Origin of the sequence: Psychrobacillus sp. L4 (assembly GCF_042944905.1) — a bacterium.
Classification (GTDB): Bacteria; Bacillota; Bacilli; order Bacillales_A; family Planococcaceae; genus Psychrobacillus.
The window spans coordinates 85655-107315 of the sequence record NZ_CP168496.1 but is presented as its reverse complement, the minus strand read 5'-3'; the positions used below and the strand labels follow the sequence as shown (position 1 = coordinate 107315).

The 21661-nt window shown below is 44.3% G+C and carries 11 protein-coding genes, 11 tRNA genes, 6 rRNA genes and 1 pseudogene; all 29 read right to left on the bottom strand.

Features of this window, described 5'->3' with window-relative positions; all coding sequences use genetic code 11:
* Positions 1-26: 26 nt before the first annotated feature.
* The 29 genes and pseudogenes from ACEPXG_RS00555 to ACEPXG_RS00415 all read right to left on the bottom strand — a co-directional run bounded on the left by ACEPXG_RS00555 (position 27) and on the right by ACEPXG_RS00415 (position 21619).
* Positions 27-1406 (bottom strand): sensor histidine kinase, encoded by a 1380-nt coding sequence (locus ACEPXG_RS00555; RefSeq protein WP_391206236.1) that lies wholly within the window; start codon positions 1404-1406, stop codon positions 27-29.
* Complete coding sequence (locus ACEPXG_RS00550; RefSeq protein ID WP_391206233.1) at positions 1403-2080, bottom strand: response regulator transcription factor; 678 nt, start codon at positions 2078-2080, stop codon at positions 1403-1405. The genes ACEPXG_RS00555 and ACEPXG_RS00550 overlap by 4 nt, the downstream gene beginning before the upstream one ends.
* 587 nt (positions 2081-2667) lie before the next feature.
* Positions 2668-2783: ribosomal RNA gene (gene rrf / locus ACEPXG_RS00545) — 5S ribosomal RNA — on the bottom strand.
* Between the two features lie 58 nt (positions 2784-2841).
* Positions 2842-5769: ribosomal RNA gene (locus tag ACEPXG_RS00540) — 23S ribosomal RNA — on the bottom strand.
* A 158-nt stretch (positions 5770-5927) separates the two neighbouring features.
* Positions 5928-6003, bottom strand: a tRNA-Ala gene (locus tag ACEPXG_RS00535).
* A gap of 17 nt (positions 6004-6020) precedes the next feature.
* Positions 6021-6097, bottom strand: a tRNA-Ile gene (locus ACEPXG_RS00530).
* A gap of 98 nt (positions 6098-6195) precedes the next feature.
* Positions 6196-7749 (bottom strand): 16S ribosomal RNA (locus tag ACEPXG_RS00525).
* 138 nt (positions 7750-7887) lie between these two features.
* A tRNA-Ala gene (locus ACEPXG_RS00520) sits at positions 7888-7963 on the bottom strand.
* 16 nt (positions 7964-7979) lie between these two features.
* Positions 7980-8056: transfer RNA gene (locus ACEPXG_RS00515), tRNA-Pro, on the bottom strand.
* A gap of 7 nt (positions 8057-8063) precedes the next feature.
* Positions 8064-8140 (bottom strand) — tRNA-Arg (locus ACEPXG_RS00510).
* An 18-nt stretch (positions 8141-8158) separates the two neighbouring features.
* Positions 8159-8247: transfer RNA gene (locus ACEPXG_RS00505), tRNA-Leu, on the bottom strand.
* Positions 8248-8262: 15 nt separating this feature from the next.
* Positions 8263-8337: transfer RNA gene (locus ACEPXG_RS00500), tRNA-Gly, on the bottom strand.
* A 17-nt stretch (positions 8338-8354) separates the two neighbouring features.
* Positions 8355-8439 (bottom strand) — tRNA-Leu (locus ACEPXG_RS00495).
* A 24-nt stretch (positions 8440-8463) separates the two neighbouring features.
* Positions 8464-8536: transfer RNA gene (locus ACEPXG_RS00490), tRNA-Lys, on the bottom strand.
* Positions 8537-8542: 6 nt separating this feature from the next.
* A tRNA-Thr gene (locus ACEPXG_RS00485) sits at positions 8543-8618 on the bottom strand.
* A gap of 14 nt (positions 8619-8632) precedes the next feature.
* Positions 8633-8708: transfer RNA gene (locus ACEPXG_RS00480), tRNA-Val, on the bottom strand.
* Between the two features lie 65 nt (positions 8709-8773).
* Positions 8774-8889 (bottom strand): 5S ribosomal RNA (rrf, locus tag ACEPXG_RS00475).
* 120 nt (positions 8890-9009) lie between these two features.
* Positions 9010-11937, bottom strand: a 23S ribosomal RNA gene (locus ACEPXG_RS00470).
* 234 nt (positions 11938-12171) lie between these two features.
* Positions 12172-13725, bottom strand: a 16S ribosomal RNA gene (locus ACEPXG_RS00465).
* Together the 16S, 23S and 5S rRNA genes with 11 tRNA genes alongside form the textbook arrangement of a ribosomal RNA operon.
* A gap of 121 nt (positions 13726-13846) precedes the next feature.
* Positions 13847-14125, bottom strand: coding sequence for a hypothetical protein (locus tag ACEPXG_RS00460; protein ID WP_391206230.1), 279 nt, complete (start codon positions 14123-14125; stop codon positions 13847-13849).
* A gap of 20 nt (positions 14126-14145) precedes the next feature.
* Positions 14146-15636 (bottom strand): lysine--tRNA ligase, encoded by a 1491-nt coding sequence (gene lysS, locus ACEPXG_RS00455; protein ID WP_391206228.1) that lies wholly within the window; start codon positions 15634-15636, stop codon positions 14146-14148.
* Between the two features lie 179 nt (positions 15637-15815).
* Positions 15816-16830, bottom strand: a pseudogene (gene dusB, locus ACEPXG_RS00450) (tRNA dihydrouridine synthase DusB).
* Positions 16831-16832: 2 nt separating this feature from the next.
* Positions 16833-17051 (bottom strand): helix-turn-helix domain-containing protein, encoded by a 219-nt coding sequence (locus ACEPXG_RS00445; protein WP_391206225.1) that lies wholly within the window; start codon positions 17049-17051, stop codon positions 16833-16835.
* Positions 17003-17521, bottom strand: a complete 519-nt coding sequence (gene folK, locus ACEPXG_RS00440; protein ID WP_391206222.1) for a 2-amino-4-hydroxy-6-hydroxymethyldihydropteridine diphosphokinase — start codon at positions 17519-17521, stop codon at positions 17003-17005. Before folK ends, ACEPXG_RS00445 begins: the two co-directional genes overlap by 49 nt.
* Positions 17518-17883: a dihydroneopterin aldolase gene (folB, locus tag ACEPXG_RS00435; RefSeq protein WP_391206219.1), complete on the bottom strand. Its 366-nt coding sequence runs from the start codon at positions 17881-17883 to the stop codon at positions 17518-17520. Before folB ends, folK begins: the two co-directional genes overlap by 4 nt.
* Positions 17884-17888: 5 nt before the next feature.
* Positions 17889-18746: a dihydropteroate synthase gene (gene folP / locus ACEPXG_RS00430; protein WP_391206216.1), complete on the bottom strand. Its 858-nt coding sequence runs from the start codon at positions 18744-18746 to the stop codon at positions 17889-17891.
* Positions 18743-19585 carry an aminodeoxychorismate lyase gene (pabC, locus tag ACEPXG_RS00425; protein ID WP_391206213.1) on the bottom strand — a complete coding sequence of 281 codons (843 nt, stop codon included), beginning with the start codon at positions 19583-19585 and terminating at the stop codon, positions 18743-18745. Before pabC ends, folP begins: the two co-directional genes overlap by 4 nt.
* A gap of 1 nt (position 19586) precedes the next feature.
* Positions 19587-20177, bottom strand: a complete 591-nt coding sequence (gene pabA / locus ACEPXG_RS00420) for an aminodeoxychorismate/anthranilate synthase component II (RefSeq protein WP_391206210.1) — start codon at positions 20175-20177, stop codon at positions 19587-19589.
* Complete coding sequence (locus tag ACEPXG_RS00415; RefSeq protein ID WP_391206208.1) at positions 20174-21619, bottom strand: anthranilate synthase component I family protein; 1446 nt, start codon at positions 21617-21619, stop codon at positions 20174-20176. The genes pabA and ACEPXG_RS00415 overlap by 4 nt, the downstream gene beginning before the upstream one ends.
* Between the last annotated feature and the right edge of the window lie 42 nt (positions 21620-21661).

The following is a 21661-nucleotide window of genomic DNA, read 5'->3' as shown; positions in this document are numbered from 1 at the left end:
CTATATGAGTTAAAAATGAACAGTAATTACTGCTTATTTAGTTGGATAGTAACTTTTGTTCCATGGGGTTCTACACTTTCAAATGATAGTATGCCATTATGTGATTGAACCACTTCTTTTACAATTGCAAGGCCGAGTCCACTTCCCTCGATTTGTGTGGAACGTGCAGTATCCTCACGATAAAAACGTTCTGTCCATTGCTCATAATTTGTATTTGAGTTTCCAATTCCAGTATCTTGTATAGTAACAAGCACATACTCCTCCGTTTCTGTCAGTGAAACTTGTATTTCACCAGGGGAATAATTGTATTTGATCGCATTAGAAAGGAGATTTTCCCAAACGTACTCTAACATCTCTCTATCGCCGAGTACTTCTACCTTTTTTAGTTGCAACTGGATCGAAATATCTTTTTCATCCACTAACCATCTAAACTTCTGCATAACTTGTTTTAACTGTTCGTCTAGGTAGTAAATCTCTTTTTTGGTGCGATTATTAGCTTGATCAAAGGAAGTAAGTACTAACAATTGCTTCATAACACTAGATAAACGCTTTGATTCTTTTTGAATGATCGTTGTGTATTTTAAATGTTCTTCTTCATTTAATTCCTGGCTTTCAAGTAACGTAGCATAGCCCTGTATATTTAACAAAGGTGTTTGAAAGTCATGCGACACTCTGGAGATAAATTCTTTTTTATAGCGATCACTAGCTTCTAATTGCTTAGCCATATTTCGGAAGCTATCTGCTAATTGGCCAATTTCATCGCGCTGATAGACTGGTATCGGTACTTGGAAGTCTTCATTTGCAATTTTATTTGTCGCAATCGTTAATTTGGTTAATGGGTCAATCATTTTCTTCGCCACGATTAACATTGCGATCACACTAATAACAATCATTGCTCCAGCAAGGCCTCCTAATAGTAAATGGATTTCATTAAATAGAAACTTAATATTAGGTCTTTGAAAAAGCGCATACTTTTTATGATCAAATGTGAATGGCACACCCACCGTATTCGTTAACTCATTTGAAAAATATCCCGTTATAAACGTTTCTTTCGGAAACTCACGCATCCCGTGATACGTTTCCCCATTCAAAACTCTATCTACCACAGAATCACTAATAGTCTTAACTCGAAAATCGCCACCAAAAGAGCTCTCCCTGCCCTCTTCACTTACAATATATATTTGATACCCCGTGTCGCCAATCATTTGTAGAAGTGGCTCTAAGTTCTTTAAATGAGATGATTCAATGAGTTGTACAATTGATTCCGCAACTAATACATTTTTTGCATCATTTGTTTCCTTTAAATTTTGATGATAAAACGTATTTACAATCATAAATCCGATTGTCCCACTGGTGAACATAATGAGTAGCGTCATCCATAAGAATTTGCTATATAAAGTTTTCATACACGGGTTCCTTCTAATTTATATCCGATTCCGCGAACGGTTATAATTTGTACATCGGCTTTTATTTTCAATAATCGTTCCCGTATCCGTTTAATATGTACACTTAATGTTTGTTCATCTCCTTCGAAATCAATTCCCCAAACTGCTTCTATCAATTGTTCCCGGGTAAATACTTGATTTGGCTTGGATGCTAGTTTCGAAAGTAACTCAAATTCTTTTAAAGGCAGAACTAATAGTTCCTCTCCAATTTGAACATCAAAACTCTTTCGATTAATTAACATGTTTGCCACTTGAATGTTGGCATCACTTGTTTTGTCATATCTTCTAAGTATTGCTCGAATACGAAATAACAATTCTTTTGGCTCAAATGGTTTTACTAAATAATCGTCAGATCCCGCTAAATAGCCTTTTTCTTTATCTTCTAATTGTCCTTTCGCAGTTAATAATAATACAGGAAAGTCATACTGCTCGCGGATGAGTTTGGTTAATGTTAAGCCATCCATTTCCGGCATCATTACATCGACTATTGCTAAATCAGGAATTTCTTTTTCAATTAAGGATAAGCCTTCTTTTCCATTCGTTGCTTTAATGACATGATATCCTGTCTGCGATAAGTAAATAGATATCAAATCTAATGTATGTACATCATCATCTACTGCTAATATTACAACCATAGTCACCCTCCTTTTTTTTGCATTGATAATTCATATTGTGGATGTTTGTAAACAATTCAGCAAGTGAAATCAATATATGATCAGTTAGTTTAAGATAAGACTTGTTGTAAAATGAATAGAAATGGATCGAAGTATTGCTTATTTAAACGGAAATTTGGTTAAGTTGGCTACACTCCAGACTGATTTTGTACAACATAGGTACCCAATTTCTAATCCTTTATATGTAAAGCAGACTATTTTTTTAAAATGCAATCCAGGTTTAGAAAATCACTTTGAATTAATATCCATAATCAGTTACAAAATGGTTCTTCGAGACCAATTATGCTTTACCCGAGACTAATTCAGTCAAACTCGAGACCATTTTTACTCGAAGCGAGACCAATTCCTTAACAATCGAGACCAAATCTCATAATAAAGGGTTATCTCTATGTGAGATAGGTTATTCAATTTATAAAACAACTCTAATACAGAAAAAAGTTCAAAGTTAGTTGCTATGTAATATTGAATGAAGCTAAATACTAGATCCCTTTGAATTGTACGTATCAAAAAAAGTCGTTACCGATTACTCGGTAACGACTTTTCATAGTGCCCAGCGACGTCCTACTCTTGCAGGGGGAAACCCCCAACTACCATCGGCGCTGAAGAGCTTAACTTCCGTGTTCGGTATGGGAACGGGTGTGACCTCTTCGCCATCATCACTAGACAATGAGTGCTTGTTCACTCAAAACTGGATAAAAGACATTGAAATATACAAATTCTATTTGGTTAAGTCCTCGATCGATTAGTATTCGTCAGCTGCACATGTCGCCACGCTTCCACCCCGAACCTATCTACCTCATCGTCTTTGAGGGATCTTACTTACTTGCGTAATGGGAAATCTCATCTTGAGGGGGGCTTCGTGCTTAGATGCTTTCAGCACTTATCCCGTCCACACATAGCTACCCAGCGATGCTCTTGGCAGAACAACTGGTACACCAGCGGTGTGTCCATCCCGGTCCTCTCGTACTAAGGACAGCTCCTCTCAAATTTCCTACGCCCACGACGGATAGGGACCGAACTGTCTCACGACGTTCTGAACCCAGCTCGCGTACCGCTTTAATGGGCGAACAGCCCAACCCTTGGGACCGACTACAGCCCCAGGATGCGATGAGCCGACATCGAGGTGCCAAACCTCCCCGTCGATGTGGACTCTTGGGGGAGATAAGCCTGTTATCCCCGGGGTAGCTTTTATCCGTTGAGCGATGGCCCTTCCATGCGGAACCACCGGATCACTAAGCCCGTCTTTCGACCCTGCTCGACTTGTAGGTCTCGCAGTCAAGCTCCCTTCTGCCTTTACACTCTTCGAATGATTTCCAACCATTCTGAGGGAACCTTTGGGCGCCTCCGTTACACTTTAGGAGGCGACCGCCCCAGTCAAACTACCCGCCTGACACTGTCTCCTACCCGGGTTACGGGTATGGGTTAGAATTTCAATACAACCAGGGCAGTATCCCACCGACGCCTCCTCCGAAGCTGGCGCTCCGGGCTCTAAGGCTCCTGCCTATCCTGTACAAGTTGCACCAAAATTCAATATCAAGCTATAGTAAAGCTCCACGGGGTCTTTCCGTCCTGTCGCGGGTAACCTGCATCTTCACAGGTACTATAATTTCACCGAGTCTCTCGTTGAGACAGTGCCCAGATCGTTACGCCTTTCGTGCGGGTCGGAACTTACCCGACAAGGAATTTCGCTACCTTAGGACCGTTATAGTTACGGCCGCCGTTTACTGGGGCTTCAATTCGCACCTTCGCTTGCGCTAAGCACTCCTCTTAACCTTCCAGCACCGGGCAGGCGTCAGCCCCTATACTTCACCTTACGGTTTTGCAGAGACCTGTGTTTTTGCTAAACAGTCGCCTGGGCCTATTCACTGCGGCTCTTCTAGGCTATACACCCAAAAGAGCACCCCTTCTCCCGAAGTTACGGGGTCATTTTGCCGAGTTCCTTAACGAGAGTTCTCTCGCTCACCTTAGGATTCTCTCCTCGACTACCTGTGTCGGTTTGCGGTACGGGCACCTATCACCTCGCTAGAGGCTTTTCTTGGCAGTGTGAAATCAGGAACTTCGGACTAAGTCCTCGCCATCACAGCTCAATGTTACAGAGTGCGGATTTGCCTACACTCACACCTCACTGCTTGGACATGCATAACCAACAGCATGCTTACCCTATCCTTCTGCGTCCCCCCATTGCTCAAACGGTGGTTTGGTGGTACAGGAATATCAACCTGTTGTCCATCGTCTACGCCTATCGGCCTCGACTTAGGTCCCGACTAACCCTGAGCGGACGAGCCTTCCTCAGGAAACCTTAGTCATACGGTGGATGGGATTCTCACCCATCTTTCGCTACTCATACCGGCATTCTCACTTCTAAGCGCTCCACCAGTCCTTCCGGTCTGACTTCAACGCCCTTAGAACGCTCTCCTACCACTGATACCATAGGTATCAATCCACAGCTTCGGTGATTTGTTTAGCCCCGATACATTTTCGGCGCAGCGTCACTCGACCAGTGAGCTATTACGCACTCTTTAAATGATGGCTGCTTCTAAGCCAACATCCTGGTTGTCTAAGCAACGCCACATCCTTTTCCACTTAACAAATACTTTGGGACCTTAGCTGGTGGTCTGGGCTGTTTCCCTCTTGACTACGGATCTTATCACTCGCAGTCTGACTCCCAAACATAAATCATTGGCATTCGGAGTTTGTCTGAATTCGGTAACCCGGGATGGGCCCCTAGTCCAAACAGTGCTCTACCTCCAAGATTCTAACGTTTGAGGCTAGCCCTAAAGCTATTTCGGAGAGAACCAGCTATCTCCAGGTTCGATTGGAATTTCTCCGCTACCCACACCTCATCCCCGCACTTTTCAACGTGCGTGGGTTCGGACCTCCAGTAAGTGTTACCTTACCTTCATCCTGGACATGGGTAGATCACCTGGTTTCGGGTCTACGACCACATACTCATTCGCCCTATTCAGACTCGCTTTCGCTGCGGCTCCGTCTTCTCAACTTAACCTTGCATGTAATCGTAACTCGCCGGTTCATTCTACAAAAGGCACGCCATCACCCATTAACGGGCTCTGACTACTTGTAGGCACGCGGTTTCAGGATCTATTTCACTCCCCTTCCGGGGTGCTTTTCACCTTTCCCTCACGGTACTGGTTCACTATCGGTCACTAGGTAGTATTTAGCCTTGGGAGATGGTCCTCCCAGATTCCGACGGAATTTCACGTGTTCCGCCGTACTCAGGATACACTCAAGAGAGAATGAACTTTTGACTACGGGGCTTTTACCCTATCCTGCGGACCTTTCCAGATCGCTTCGTCTAGCTCATTCCTTTGTAACTCTATGTAGAGTGTCCTACAACCCCAAGAGGCAAGCCTCTTGGTTTGGGCTATTCCCGTTTCGCTCGCCGCTACTCAGGGAATCGATTTTTCTTTCTCTTCCTCCAGGTACTTAGATGTTTCAGTTCCCTGGGTGTGCCACAGATACGCTATGTATTCACGTAAATGTACTGCTCCATTACGAACAGTGGGTTTCCCCATTCGGAAATCTCCGGATCAAAGCTCACTTACAGCTCCCCGAAGCATATCGGTGTTAGTGCCGTCCTTCTTCGGCTCCTAGTGCCAAGGCATTCACCGCGCGCCCTTATTAACTTAACCTAATTCGGCTTCCAATTAAAATTGAAACCCTGAAAAATAGTAGTTAAAAATACTACGCAAAATATAATCACAAAAGTGATCACAAATTGAATTTCTTGAATTTGTTTCTTTCAATGTCATTTTATCCAGTTTTCAAAGAACAAGTTTAAATAAATATTTGGTGGAGCCTAGCGGGATCGAACCGCTGACCTCCTGCGTGCAAGGCAGGCGCTCTCCCAGCTGAGCTAAGGCCCCGAAAATCAAAAAAGGTATGGTGGGCCTAAATGGACTCGAACCATCGACCTCACGCTTATCAGGCGTGCGCTCTAACCAGCTGAGCTATAGGCCCTCTTTGAATTTTCATATATTAATATACATGAACATTCAAAACTGAACTGCAAAACGTTAAGATACAGATAAAAATCTGTATTCCGATATTATCCTTAGAAAGGAGGTGATCCAGCCGCACCTTCCGATACGGCTACCTTGTTACGACTTCACCCCAATCATCTGTCCCACCTTCGGCGGCTGGCTCCCGTAAGGGTTACCCCACCGACTTCGGGTGTTACAAACTCTCGTGGTGTGACGGGCGGTGTGTACAAGGCCCGGGAACGTATTCACCGTGGCATGCTGATCCACGATTACTAGCGATTCCGGCTTCATGTAGGCGAGTTGCAGCCTACAATCCGAACTGAGAACGGTTTTATGGGATTAGCTCACCCTCGCGGGGTTGCGACCCTCTGTACCGTCCATTGTAGCACGTGTGTAGCCCAGGTCATAAGGGGCATGATGATTTGACGTCATCCCCACCTTCCTCCGGTTTATCACCGGCAGTCACCTTAGAGTGCCCAACTAAATGCTGGCAACTAAGATCAAGGGTTGCGCTCGTTGCGGGACTTAACCCAACATCTCACGACACGAGCTGACGACAACCATGCACCACCTGTCACCGCTGTCCCCGAAGGGAAAGATCTATCTCTAGAACGGTCAGCGGGATGTCAAGACCTGGTAAGGTTCTTCGCGTTGCTTCGAATTAAACCACATGCTCCACCGCTTGTGCGGGCCCCCGTCAATTCCTTTGAGTTTCAGTCTTGCGACCGTACTCCCCAGGCGGAGTGCTTAATGCGTTAGCTGCAGCACTAAGGGGCGGAAACCCCCTAACACTTAGCACTCATCGTTTACGGCGTGGACTACCAGGGTATCTAATCCTGTTTGCTCCCCACGCTTTCGCGCCTCAGCGTCAGTTACAGACCAGAAAGCCGCCTTCGCCACTGGTGTTCCTCCAAATCTCTACGCATTTCACCGCTACACTTGGAATTCCGCTTTCCTCTTCTGTACTCAAGTCCCCCAGTTTCCAATGACCTTCCACGGTTGAGCCGTGGGATTTCACATCAGACTTAAAGGACCGCCTGCGCGCGCTTTACGCCCAATAATTCCGGACAACGCTTGCCACCTACGTATTACCGCGGCTGCTGGCACGTAGTTAGCCGTGGCTTTCTAATGAGGTACCGTCAAGGTACGAGCAGTTACTCTCGTACTTGTTCTTCCCTCACAACAGAGTTTTACGATCCGAAAACCTTCTTCACTCACGCGGCATTGCTCCATCAGACTTTCGTCCATTGTGGAAGATTCCCTACTGCTGCCTCCCGTAGGAGTCTGGGCCGTGTCTCAGTCCCAGTGTGGCCGATCACCCTCTCAGGTCGGCTACGCATCGTCGCCTTGGTGAGCCGTTACCTCACCAACTAGCTAATGCGCCGCGGGCCCATCCTGTAGTGACAGCCGAAACCGTCTTTTAACATTCCCCCATGTGAGGAAATGGATTATTCGGTATTAGCCCCGGTTTCCCGGAGTTATCCCAATCTACAGGGCAGGTTGCCCACGTGTTACTCACCCGTCCGCCGCTAAATCAGAAGAAGCAAGCTTCTTCGTCATTCGCTCGACTTGCATGTATTAGGCATGCCGCCAGCGTTCGTCCTGAGCCAGGATCAAACTCTCCATAATAGAGAACTTAAAAAGCTCATTTTGTTTTGCTGGCATCATCATTAAATGATGTCCAAATTGTTTTGCTATCAAGCTAACCGAAGTTAGTCTCTCAAGCTGTATGTCTTAACGTTTTGCATGTTCAGTTTTCAATGTTCATGGTGGAGCCTAGCGGGATCGAACCGCTGACCTCCTGCGTGCAAGGCAGGCGCTCTCCCAGCTGAGCTAAGGCCCCGAATATAATTAATAACTGGTCGGGAAGACAGGATTCGAACCTGCGACCCCTTGGTCCCAAACCAAGTGCTCTACCAAGCTGAGCTACTTCCCGTCATAAATGGTGCGCTCGGCAGGACTTGAACCTGCAACCTCTTGATTCGTAGTCAAGTGCTCTATCCAATTGAGCTACGAGCGCATATTTCTTACATAAAAGTGGTGCCGAGGACCGGAATCGAACCGGTACGGTAGTCACCTACCGCAGGATTTTAAGTCCTGTGCGTCTGCCAGTTCCGCCACCCCGGCACTTAAATGAATCTATGGAGCGGAAGACGAGGTTCGAACTCGCGACCCCCACCTTGGCAAGGTGGTGTTCTACCACTGAACTACTTCCGCTCGGTTATTAAATTTAATGGTGCGGGTGAAGGGAGTCGAACCCCCACGCCTTGCGGCGCTAGATCCTAAGTCTAGTGCGTCTGCCAGTTCCGCCACACCCGCATACATAATTCACTGAAAAAGTGATGAGCCATGTAGGATTCGAACCTACGACCCTCTGATTAAAAGTCAGATGCTCTACCAACTGAGCTAATGGCTCGAAAAGTGGTGCCGGAGAAAGGACTTGAACCCTCAACCTACTGATTACAAGTCAGTTGCTCTACCAGTTGAGCTACTCCGGCAATTCCAAAAAAAATGGTGGAGGATGACGGGCTCGAACCGCCGACCCTCTGCTTGTAAGGCAGATGCTCTCCCAGCTGAGCTAATCCTCCTGGGTTATAAAAAATCTTGATAAGTTGTACTTCTCTTGATTTTATACATTTTATATTTATTACAAGCCCAGCGACGTCCTACTCTCACAGGGGGAAACCCCCAACTACCATCGGCGCTGAAGAGCTTAACTTCCGTGTTCGGTATGGGAACGGGTGTGACCTCTTCGCCATCATCACTAGACTTGAATAATGAAAGACAAGTTTTATTATAACAACTCTGTAGCATTTTACAAGTGTTATTTTAATAAAAATTTTATTCTTTCAAAACTGGATAAAAGACATTGAAATATACAAATTCTATTTGGTTAAGTCCTCGATCGATTAGTATTCGTCAGCTGCACATGTCGCCACGCTTCCACCCCGAACCTATCTACCTCATCGTCTTTGAGGGATCTTACTTACTTGCGTAATGGGAAATCTCATCTTGAGGGGGGCTTCGTGCTTAGATGCTTTCAGCACTTATCCCGTCCACACATAGCTACCCAGCGATGCTCTTGGCAGAACAACTGGTACACCAGCGGTGTGTCCATCCCGGTCCTCTCGTACTAAGGACAGCTCCTCTCAAATTTCCTACGCCCACGACGGATAGGGACCGAACTGTCTCACGACGTTCTGAACCCAGCTCGCGTACCGCTTTAATGGGCGAACAGCCCAACCCTTGGGACCGACTACAGCCCCAGGATGCGATGAGCCGACATCGAGGTGCCAAACCTCCCCGTCGATGTGGACTCTTGGGGGAGATAAGCCTGTTATCCCCGGGGTAGCTTTTATCCGTTGAGCGATGGCCCTTCCATGCGGAACCACCGGATCACTAAGCCCGTCTTTCGACCCTGCTCGACTTGTAGGTCTCGCAGTCAAGCTCCCTTCTGCCTTTACACTCTTCGAATGATTTCCAACCATTCTGAGGGAACCTTTGGGCGCCTCCGTTACACTTTAGGAGGCGACCGCCCCAGTCAAACTACCCGCCTGACACTGTCTCCTACCCGGGTTACGGGTATGGGTTAGAATTTCAATACAACCAGGGCAGTATCCCACCGACGCCTCCTCCGAAGCTGGCGCTCCGGGCTCTAAGGCTCCTGCCTATCCTGTACAAGTTGCACCAAAATTCAATATCAAGCTATAGTAAAGCTCCACGGGGTCTTTCCGTCCTGTCGCGGGTAACCTGCATCTTCACAGGTACTATAATTTCACCGAGTCTCTCGTTGAGACAGTGCCCAGATCGTTACGCCTTTCGTGCGGGTCGGAACTTACCCGACAAGGAATTTCGCTACCTTAGGACCGTTATAGTTACGGCCGCCGTTTACTGGGGCTTCAATTCGCACCTTCGCTTGCGCTAAGCACTCCTCTTAACCTTCCAGCACCGGGCAGGCGTCAGCCCCTATACTTCACCTTACGGTTTTGCAGAGACCTGTGTTTTTGCTAAACAGTCGCCTGGGCCTATTCACTGCGGCTCTTCTAGGCTATACACCCAAAAGAGCACCCCTTCTCCCGAAGTTACGGGGTCATTTTGCCGAGTTCCTTAACGAGAGTTCTCTCGCTCACCTTAGGATTCTCTCCTCGACTACCTGTGTCGGTTTGCGGTACGGGCACCTATCACCTCGCTAGAGGCTTTTCTTGGCAGTGTGAAATCAGGAACTTCGGACTAAGTCCTCGCCATCACAGCTCAATGTTACAGAGTGCGGATTTGCCTACACTCACACCTCACTGCTTGGACATGCATAACCAACAGCATGCTTACCCTATCCTTCTGCGTCCCCCCATTGCTCAAACGGTGGTTTGGTGGTACAGGAATATCAACCTGTTGTCCATCGTCTACGCCTATCGGCCTCGACTTAGGTCCCGACTAACCCTGAGCGGACGAGCCTTCCTCAGGAAACCTTAGTCATACGGTGGATGGGATTCTCACCCATCTTTCGCTACTCATACCGGCATTCTCACTTCTAAGCGCTCCACCAGTCCTTCCGGTCTGACTTCAACGCCCTTAGAACGCTCTCCTACCACTGATACCATAGGTATCAATCCACAGCTTCGGTGATTTGTTTAGCCCCGATACATTTTCGGCGCAGCGTCACTCGACCAGTGAGCTATTACGCACTCTTTAAATGATGGCTGCTTCTAAGCCAACATCCTGGTTGTCTAAGCAACGCCACATCCTTTTCCACTTAACAAATACTTTGGGACCTTAGCTGGTGGTCTGGGCTGTTTCCCTCTTGACTACGGATCTTATCACTCGCAGTCTGACTCCCAAACATAAATCATTGGCATTCGGAGTTTGTCTGAATTCGGTAACCCGGGATGGGCCCCTAGTCCAAACAGTGCTCTACCTCCAAGATTCTAACGTTTGAGGCTAGCCCTAAAGCTATTTCGGAGAGAACCAGCTATCTCCAGGTTCGATTGGAATTTCTCCGCTACCCACACCTCATCCCCGCACTTTTCAACGTGCGTGGGTTCGGACCTCCAGTAAGTGTTACCTTACCTTCATCCTGGACATGGGTAGATCACCTGGTTTCGGGTCTACGACCACATACTCATTCGCCCTATTCAGACTCGCTTTCGCTGCGGCTCCGTCTTCTCAACTTAACCTTGCATGTAATCGTAACTCGCCGGTTCATTCTACAAAAGGCACGCCATCACCCATTAACGGGCTCTGACTACTTGTAGGCACGCGGTTTCAGGATCTATTTCACTCCCCTTCCGGGGTGCTTTTCACCTTTCCCTCACGGTACTGGTTCACTATCGGTCACTAGGTAGTATTTAGCCTTGGGAGATGGTCCTCCCAGATTCCGACGGAATTTCACGTGTTCCGCCGTACTCAGGATACACTCAAGAGAGAATGAACTTTTGACTACGGGGCTTTTACCCTATCCTGCGGACCTTTCCAGATCGCTTCGTCTAGCTCATTCCTTTGTAACTCTATGTAGAGTGTCCTACAACCCCAAGAGGCAAGCCTCTTGGTTTGGGCTATTCCCGTTTCGCTCGCCGCTACTCAGGGAATCGATTTTTCTTTCTCTTCCTCCAGGTACTTAGATGTTTCAGTTCCCTGGGTGTGCCACAGATACGCTATGTATTCACGTAAATGTACTGCTCCATTACGAACAGTGGGTTTCCCCATTCGGAAATCTCCGGATCAAAGCTCACTTACAGCTCCCCGAAGCATATCGGTGTTAGTGCCGTCCTTCTTCGGCTCCTAGTGCCAAGGCATTCACCGCGCGCCCTTATTAACTTAACCTAATTCGGCTTCCAATTAAAATTGAAACCCTGAAAAATAGTAGTTAAAAATACTACGCAAAATATAATCACAAAAGTGATTACAAATTGAATTTCTTGAATTTGTTTCTTTCAATGTCATTTTATCCAGTTTTCAAAGAACAAGTTTTCAAATGCTCATAAAAATGAACATTCAAAACTGAACTGCAAAACGTTAAGATACAGATAAAAATCTGTATTCCGATATTATCCTTAGAAAGGAGGTGATCCAGCCGCACCTTCCGATACGGCTACCTTGTTACGACTTCACCCCAATCATCTGTCCCACCTTCGGCGGCTGGCTCCCGTAAGGGTTACCCCACCGACTTCGGGTGTTACAAACTCTCGTGGTGTGACGGGCGGTGTGTACAAGGCCCGGGAACGTATTCACCGTGGCATGCTGATCCACGATTACTAGCGATTCCGGCTTCATGTAGGCGAGTTGCAGCCTACAATCCGAACTGAGAACGGTTTTATGGGATTAGCTCACCCTCGCGGGGTTGCGACCCTCTGTACCGTCCATTGTAGCACGTGTGTAGCCCAGGTCATAAGGGGCATGATGATTTGACGTCATCCCCACCTTCCTCCGGTTTATCACCGGCAGTCACCTTAGAGTGCCCAACTAAATGCTGGCAACTAAGATCAAGGGTTGCGCTCGTTGCGGGACTTAACCCAACATCTCACGACACGAGCTGACGACAACCATGCACCACCTGTCACCGCTGTCCCCGAAGGGAAAGATCTATCTCTAGAACGGTCAGCGGGATGTCAAGACCTGGTAAGGTTCTTCGCGTTGCTTCGAATTAAACCACATGCTCCACCGCTTGTGCGGGCCCCCGTCAATTCCTTTGAGTTTCAGTCTTGCGACCGTACTCCCCAGGCGGAGTGCTTAATGCGTTAGCTGCAGCACTAAGGGGCGGAAACCCCCTAACACTTAGCACTCATCGTTTACGGCGTGGACTACCAGGGTATCTAATCCTGTTTGCTCCCCACGCTTTCGCGCCTCAGCGTCAGTTACAGACCAGAAAGCCGCCTTCGCCACTGGTGTTCCTCCAAATCTCTACGCATTTCACCGCTACACTTGGAATTCCGCTTTCCTCTTCTGTACTCAAGTCCCCCAGTTTCCAATGACCTTCCACGGTTGAGCCGTGGGATTTCACATCAGACTTAAAGGACCGCCTGCGCGCGCTTTACGCCCAATAATTCCGGACAACGCTTGCCACCTACGTATTACCGCGGCTGCTGGCACGTAGTTAGCCGTGGCTTTCTAATGAGGTACCGTCAAGGTACGAGCAGTTACTCTCGTACTTGTTCTTCCCTCACAACAGAGTTTTACGATCCGAAAACCTTCTTCACTCACGCGGCATTGCTCCATCAGACTTTCGTCCATTGTGGAAGATTCCCTACTGCTGCCTCCCGTAGGAGTCTGGGCCGTGTCTCAGTCCCAGTGTGGCCGATCACCCTCTCAGGTCGGCTACGCATCGTCGCCTTGGTGAGCCGTTACCTCACCAACTAGCTAATGCGCCGCGGGCCCATCCTGTAGTGACAGCCGAAACCGTCTTTTAACATTCCCCCATGTGAGGAAATGGATTATTCGGTATTAGCCCCGGTTTCCCGGAGTTATCCCAATCTACAGGGCAGGTTGCCCACGTGTTACTCACCCGTCCGCCGCTAAATCAGAAGAAGCAAGCTTCTTCGTCATTCGCTCGACTTGCATGTATTAGGCATGCCGCCAGCGTTCGTCCTGAGCCAGGATCAAACTCTCCATAATAGAGAACTTAAAAAGCTCATTTTGTTTTGCTGGCATCACCATTAAATGGTGTCCAAATTGTTTTGCTATCGGACTAACCGAAGTCAGTCTTTCAAGCTATATTTCTTAACGTTTTGCATGTTCAGTTTTCAATGTTCATGTTTTGTTTTTGTTGCTGTGTCGTTTTGGCGACTTTAATATCATAACAAACTTCATTATCAATGTCAACAACTTTTTTATTTCTTTTTTTGAAGAAGTCAGTAGTTAAAATGACAACTTGATAACTATACCACCTTGTAAAGGTTATGACAAGAGATTTTCTCAACTTTTTTTCAAGAACTTTTACCATCAACGCTTTCCACAACATATAGTGGATATTAAAAAGGTGAAGCACTATAAATAGTAGTGCCCCACCTTCCATCAAAAGAAAATCCTATATGATTAATCTTTGTGTCGCATAGTTGGGAACAATAACACGTCGCGAATAGATGCAGAGTTAGTTAATAACATTACTAATCGGTCAATTCCAATTCCCAAACCACCTGTTGGCGGCATACCGTATTCTAATGCTTCTAAGAAGTCTTCATCCATTTCATGCGCTTCATCATTACCCGCTTCTTTTTCAACTAATTGTGCTTCGAAGCGTTGACGTTGATCAATAGGGTCATTAAGTTCTGTAAACGCATTTGCATGCTCACGTCTAACAATGAATAGTTCAAAGCGATCTGTAAACCTTCCATCTTCCGGATTTTTCTTAGCAAGTGGCGACACTTCTACTGGATGTCCATAGATAAATGTTGGTTGCACTAATGTTTCTTCTACTTTTTGCTCAAAGAATTCATTTAAAACATGACCTACTTCCATAGAAGGTTTTACTTCTACGCCATGTTCTTTCGCTAGTGCATGTGCTGCTTCCTTCGTCATTTCATTCCAGAAGTCCACTCCTGTTATTTCTTTTACTGCATCTGCCATATGCCAACGTCTCCAGCCTGGAGCAAGATTAATTGCATCTTCACCATACGTCACTGTAGTTGATCCCAGTACTTCTTGTGCAACATGCGACACTAAATTCTCCGTTAGATTCATGATGTCGTTATAATCAGCATACGCTTCATATAATTCAATCATCGTGAATTCAGGATTATGACGCGTTGAAACACCTTCATTTCTGAATACTCGTCCAATTTCATATACCTTTTCTAATCCACCTACAATTAGACGCTTTAAATGTAACTCAATTGCTATACGCATATAAAGTTCCATGTCTAGCGCATTATGATGTGTAATGAAAGGACGTGCCGCTGCTCCGCCCGCAATAGAATGTAATAATGGCGTTTCCACTTCTAAGTAACCTTGGCTATCTAAGTAGCGACGCATAGATTGAATGATACGGCTTCTAGTGATGAACGTTTTTTTACTTTCTTCACTAGTCATTAAATCTAAGTAGCGTTGACGGTAGCGTTGCTCAACATCTTTTAAACCGTGGAATTTCTCTGGCATCGGGCGTAGTGATTTTGTTAAAAACGTGAATTCTACCGCTTTAACAGATAATTCTCCTACTTGTGTACGGAATATATTTCCTCGTACACCTACGATATCTCCTAAGTCCGCTGAGTTAAATAATTCATATGCATCTTCACCAATCGCATCTTTACGTACATAAATTTGGATTTGACCACCGAAATCTTGAATATGCGCAAATCCAGCTTTCCCTTTTCCACGCTTTGTCATAATACGACCTGCAATTACGACTTCATGTGGCGTTTCTTCTAATTGTTCTTTCGAAAAATCGGTAAATTCAGCAATCACTTGATCACTCAAATGCGTACGTTCAAATTTACTACCAAAAGGATCTAACCCTTTCTCTTGTATTGCAGTCATCTTTTGTCTTCTCACCAAAAGTTGATCGTTTAATTCTTCTACGTTAGACATGTTCGTCACTCCTCCACTACCTATTATCCGCAAATTTCATTTATTACGTTGAACTTATTGTACACAATTTCTGCACGCTGTTCACCTTTTTCCTACACTAGGAGATATTCCATATTATTCAGATTACATTTTAAAATGGAAAGAGCCATCACTTGATGTGATAGCCCCATGTTTTAATATTAAGCAAGAATAGATTCAGCATCATTATATTCTTTCGTTGATTCTTCCGCAAAATAGTGTAAGTAATCTTTTAACTCTTGAGCAGTTTTTGTTTGGTTAATCATATTTCTCGCTCTACCATTCCCACGGATACCTTTTAAGTACCAAGAAGCATGTTAGCGCATTTCACGGACTGCAATGTCCTCTCCTTTAAAGCAGTTAAGCGATCGAAGTGTAATAAGCACACGTCGATTTTCTCTTGAACAGAAGGCTCCGGATTTAGTTTGCCAGACTCCAAATATTCGACTGTACGATAAATCATCCAAGGGTCTCCTAGCGCTGCATGACCAATCATTACAGCATCTACACCAGTTTCATCTAACATACGCTTTGCATCTTGGGGCGTATTAACGTCTCCGTTTCTGATTACAGGAATATTCACCGCTTCTTTCACTTGACGAATTAAATCCCAATTCGCATGACCTTCATACATTTGTAAACATGTACAGCTACAGCCGCTCCGCCCACACGTTCTACGACACGAGCATTCTCCACAACATAAATATGATCATCGTCCCAACCAGTACGCATTTTAACACTTACCGACTTATTTACATTATCTACAACCGCAGAAACCATTTCGTAAATCTTATTCGAATCAAGCAGCCATCTAGCTCCTGCTTCACATTTAATGATTTTATTTACTGGACATTCCATATTAATATCAATGATGTCCGCTGATGTATGTTGATCTACATATTTAGCAGCCGCAACAAGCGTTTCTTTTTCTCCGCCAAAAATTTGAAGTGATAGTGGATTTTCGCGTTCATCAATAAAAAGCATACTTAAAGTCTTTTCGTTTTTATAAACGATCCCTTTATCACTAATCATCTCTGCGAAAACTAACCCTGCGCCAAACTCTTTGACAGTTAATCGGAATGCAGAATTACAAATACCAGCCATTGGGGCTAAAACAACACGATTATCCATTTCAAAGTTACCAATTTTAAATGGTTTCGTTGATGCAATTGACATAATCATTCAACATCTTTTATTTCACCTTTTAATTCGTCTAACTGTATATCAAGTACAGATGAAATGCTTTTTAACTGTACCTCATTTGGAACTCTTTTTCCTTGCTCTATTTGACCAAGTATAGACACCGAAATATTCATCTCTTTTGCAAGTTCAACTTGATTCATTCTTTTTAATCGTCGAAATGCACGAATGCGTCTACCCCATCGAATGTTTTCCATTTACGTACGCCTTCTTTCTGAACATGTGCAAGCTTCAATAAAGAATGCTTTGTTAGAGGCTCAACTAATTCTGGATTTAGTTCCACAAGAGGTACGAGCACAAAACCTCTTTCCGTCATCCTTGGATGCGGAATAATGAGATCCTCTGTTTTCATATTCTCTTCATTATACAACAAAACGTCAAGGTCTACAGTTCGAGGACCCCAATGAATTTCTCTGGTACGCCCAAGATGTTCTTCTATTTCATTGCATTTTTTTAATAATTCGTGAGGTGAAAGTAGCGTTTCAAGCTCCACTACAATATTTAAAAAAGCTGCTTGATCTACATTACCAACAGGATCTGTTTCATAGACAGAGGATACTTTATTCACTTGAACGTCTTCGCTTTCTCGTAACAATTGAACTGCCCTTTTAAGATAATCCATTCTATCTCCTATATTGGACCCTAATGACAAATACGCGATATTCATAGCACGCCTCTTGTAATATCGACAGCAACAGAAGCATAATGACCTGCAATCGGCGGATTCGGCTTCACTAGTTGTATGCGACAACCAGTTACTTTGGCTTCATAACCCTTTAATATCCGTCCAGCTATTTTTTCTGCCACTGCCTCAATTAATAAATAAGGCTTCCCTTCCACGATCTCCTTACAAAGCTCAAATACCTCTGCATAATTCACAGTTTCCGCTAAGTCGTCCGTTTGACCTGCTTTTTTTAAATCACAAGCAAGCGTAATCGTAACACGAAAAATTTGACCAAGCTTTGTTTCTTCCGGCAAAGCCCCATGGTATCCGTAAAACTCCAAATCATTCAAGTGTATGTAATCCATAATAGTTATACCTCGCTTTCCTTATATTCCGCTTTTCCTGTTAGTACATCCATCATTTTCGTCATACGCGCAATTTCTTTCACATCATGTACACGCACCATATGACAACCATATTGCAAACCGAAGCATACAGTTGCGCCTGTCCCTTCCATTCGTTCGTTCACTGGAAGATTGAGTACATTTCCGATTAGTCGTTTACGTGAAGTCGCCAGTAAAACGGGATAACCCATTTCCACTAAGCCTTCCAAATGCTGCATCATCCAAATGTTTTGGGTCGTGGATTTCCCAAATCCAATACCCGGATCTAACCAAATATGTTCATCTGGTACTCCCGCCGCTTTTGCAATTTGAATACATTCTACTAAATCTTGTTTTGCTTCTGGCCAGAAATCGTTATATTCTTCGTCGTCTCTATTATGCATTAGTATTATCGGTACACCTAGTTCTGCTGCTACCATCGCCACTTTGGGATCTCTTTTAGCGCCCCAAATATCATTAATGACATGTGCACCGGCTAGTACTGCAGCTCTCGCAACTGCTGATTTGTATGTATCAATAGATATGATCGCATTCACTTCTGCGCTAATCGCTTGAATAACTGGTACAACACGTGCTATTTCTTCCTCATCTGAAATAACTGTATGACCAGGTCTGGTAGACTCCCCACCGATATCAATAATTTTAGCACCATCCACAACCATCTGCTTAGCTCTAGCAACCGCTGCTTCTATTTCATTAAACTTTCCACCGTCCGAAAAAGAATCCGGCGTGACATTTAATATACCCATCACAATTGTTTCTTTTCGAAAATCTAATGTAACTCCCCCAGCTTCAAAGGGCCTCGTATTATATTGTAAGTTCAACGTTCTGCACCTTCCTTCTGAATAAACGTAACATACGCTTCATGAAGCGCAGCATACACAGGTCCTTCATTTCCTAAAAAGTACTTTTCTTCTATATTTTTTATAGGGACAATTTCTTGTACCGCGTTTGTAATAAATACTTCATCGGCTTCTTCTAATACTTCTCTTGCAAATAAACCTACCTCTACTACGAATGGAGAATTTTTTATCAACCAATCCCTTGTTACACCAGCTAATATCCCTGTATCTAGTGAAGGTGTATATAATTTCCCTTCCTTCACCCAAAACACATTCGACGTAATTCCTTCTGCAACAAATCCATCCGCAGTTAGAAAGATACCTTCCAAAGAGGCTAGGGAAGCAATTTCAAATCGGGCTTGTACATTATTTGCGTAATGATGGGATTTATGTCGTATTCCACTTTCCGGAGAATTTCTCACCGTTTCTAGCCATACTGCTGATTTTTCCATTCCTCTAGGTAGAGTATGCAATGCTTTTCGGAATAAAATGACCGTGGGCTTTTCATAACTAGCGGGTTGGAGGCCGATATCGTGCACACCTGCCGAAATATTTAACCTAAAGTATCCGTCTTCCCCATTATTCGCTGTTATTAACTCATCTACAGCAGCTAATATCACTTCTTGGTCGTAAGGCATGGTAATACGAAAATCGGCTAATGCGCGAGAAAGTCTCCCCCAATGCTCTTCCCATAAAATTACCTTCCCATTGTACGTACGAAATGTTTCAAAAAAACCAAGCCCATATAAGAAACCGTGATCATAAGGAGAAATCGTTAATTCGTGAGACTGGTATAATTTCCCTTCCTTCCAAGCATCCACGTTAGATACTCCCCTTTATAGAAGGACTATATGCTCCGATAAAATTCTGAATGAGCTTTTTCCCTTCCTCTGTCATTATCGACTCCGGGTGAAATTGCACCCCCTCTATAGCAAACTCTTTATGACGAAGGCCCATAATTTCTCCTTCTTCTGTCCAAGATGTCACTTCCAAACAATCAGGCAATGTTTCTTTCTCTACAAGTAGCGAGTGATACCTTGTTGCTTGAAAAGGATTTGGCATTTCCTTATTTACACCTTTTCCATCATGAAAAACAGGCGATGTTTTGCCGTGCATTAATCTTTCTGCACGAATTACCTTTCCTCCAAATGCTTGTCCAATTGATTGATGCCCCAGACAAACACCTAATATTGCAATTTTACCCGCAAAGTGTGTAATAACCTCTAAACTTATCCCAGCCTCATTCGGGGTACAAGGACCTGGTGATACAACAATAATATTTGGAGCTAGCTGCTCAATTTCAGCAATCGTCAACTCATCATTACGAACAACCTTTACCTCTTCTCCAAGCTCTCCTATATATTGAACGAGATTGTAAGTAAAGGAATCATAATTATCAATCATCAAAATCATTGTTTTCCTCCTTCTGCCATAGCTTTTGCTTGCCATAATGCTTTCGCTTTGTTTAAAGACTCTACATATTCCGCACTAGGAATAGAATCTATTACAATTCCTGCCCCCGCTTGAATATGTGCCATTCCATCTTGAATAAAGGCTGTTCGAATGACAATATTCAGCTCCAAATCACCCGAAAATCCTAGCCAACCGATAGAGCCTGTATATAACCCTCTGCGAACCGGCTCTAATTCTTCAATGATTTCCATTGTACGAATTTTGGGAGCTCCAGTTATTGTTCCACCTGGGAACATAGCTTGAACAATTTCTGTATTGGAAGTATCAGGACGAAGTGTCCCTTTTACATTCGAAACAATATGCATAACATGTGAGTACCGCTCAATAACCATAAATTCGTCTACTTCTACAGAGCCATAGGTAGATACTCGCCCTAAATCATTTCTTTCTAAATCGACGAGCATGACATGTTCTGCTCGCTCTTTTTCATTGTCAATTAGTTCATGAGCAAGTCGAATATCTTCTTGATCGCTTTTTCCACGTGGTCTCGTTCCTGCGATTGGACGAGTAGATAAATCCGACCCCTTTTTCTTCACTAATAACTCTGGTGATCCAGATACAACTGCAAATTCTGGTGATTGAATATAGGCCATATACGGAGATGGATTAAATGCGCGGAGTGCCTCATACATAGCAATTGGCTCTGCGTTTAATTTTTTGGATTGTCGAACAGATAGGTTTACTTGAAATACATCGCCTCGGGCAATGTATTCTTGCACTTGATGAACGGCCGACTCAAATTCCGTTTCATCTACCGATACAAGTAACTCCGATTGATCTTCAGCTACTTCTGTTGCAGTCCCTGATAGAAATAGACGTTCCGTCCTTTTACTCGCAGCCTTCAACACTTCTTCCATTTCAGCCAAATCAGCATCACTTATTGATAATTTCATGCATGTCACGGTTTCTGTGGCAACATCCAGAACTGTCCAGAAATCAAACAGATAAAAATAAATATCTGGTACATGCAAATCATCCACCGCTAGAGTTGGTAAAACTTCTATTTTACGAGCATAATCATAACTAATAAAACCTGTGGCACCACCTTGGAAATCCGGTAATTCTTCTTGAAAAGGAATTCTATACGACTCAACAAGCTTTTCCAATTCAGTAAGAGCTTCTCCTGAACGTACCTCTTCTTTTCCACTTCGCCATTTTATATGTAATCCAGTATTAACTGATTTTGTAACTGCAATTGGATTCCAAGCCGCAACACATAGATGGCCTCCTCTGCCACTTTCTAAAAATAAATGATGTGACTCTTCTTTCGTTATTTCTTTATACGCATAAAAAAGTTCTTCCTTCGACATGTTAAATGTACGCGTTTGTAACTTTAGTGAATCCACTTCTTCAAATCCCCCTAAAAAACGATTTGCCTCCATCTTAACTTGAAACCCCTACTTTTCGCCACATAAAAAAGTGGA

What these genes read in the sequence shown, in the direction of transcription:
- ACEPXG_RS00555 (WP_391206236.1), bottom strand. Translation starts at nt 1,406, where the DNA reads ATGAAAACTTTATATAGCAAATTCTTATGGATGACGCTACTCATTATG.
- pabA (WP_391206210.1), bottom strand. Translation starts at nt 20,177, where the DNA reads ATGATTTTGATGATTGATAATTATGATTCCTTTACTTACAATCTCGTT.
- ACEPXG_RS00550 (WP_391206233.1), bottom strand. Translation starts at nt 2,080, where the DNA reads ATGGTTGTAATATTAGCAGTAGATGATGATGTACATACATTAGATTTG.
- lysS (WP_391206228.1), bottom strand. Translation starts at nt 15,636, where the DNA reads ATGTCTAACGTAGAAGAATTAAACGATCAACTTTTGGTGAGAAGACAA.
- ACEPXG_RS00445 (WP_391206225.1), bottom strand. Translation starts at nt 17,051, where the DNA reads ATGGAAAACATTCGATGGGGTAGACGCATTCGTGCATTTCGACGATTA.
- ACEPXG_RS00415 (WP_391206208.1), bottom strand. Translation starts at nt 21,619, where the DNA reads ATGGAGGCAAATCGTTTTTTAGGGGGATTTGAAGAAGTGGATTCACTA.
- folK (WP_391206222.1), bottom strand. Translation starts at nt 17,521, where the DNA reads ATGAATATCGCGTATTTGTCATTAGGGTCCAATATAGGAGATAGAATG.
- folB (WP_391206219.1), bottom strand. Translation starts at nt 17,883, where the DNA reads ATGGATTACATACACTTGAATGATTTGGAGTTTTACGGATACCATGGG.
- ACEPXG_RS00460 (WP_391206230.1), bottom strand. Translation starts at nt 14,125, where the DNA reads ATGGAAGGTGGGGCACTACTATTTATAGTGCTTCACCTTTTTAATATC.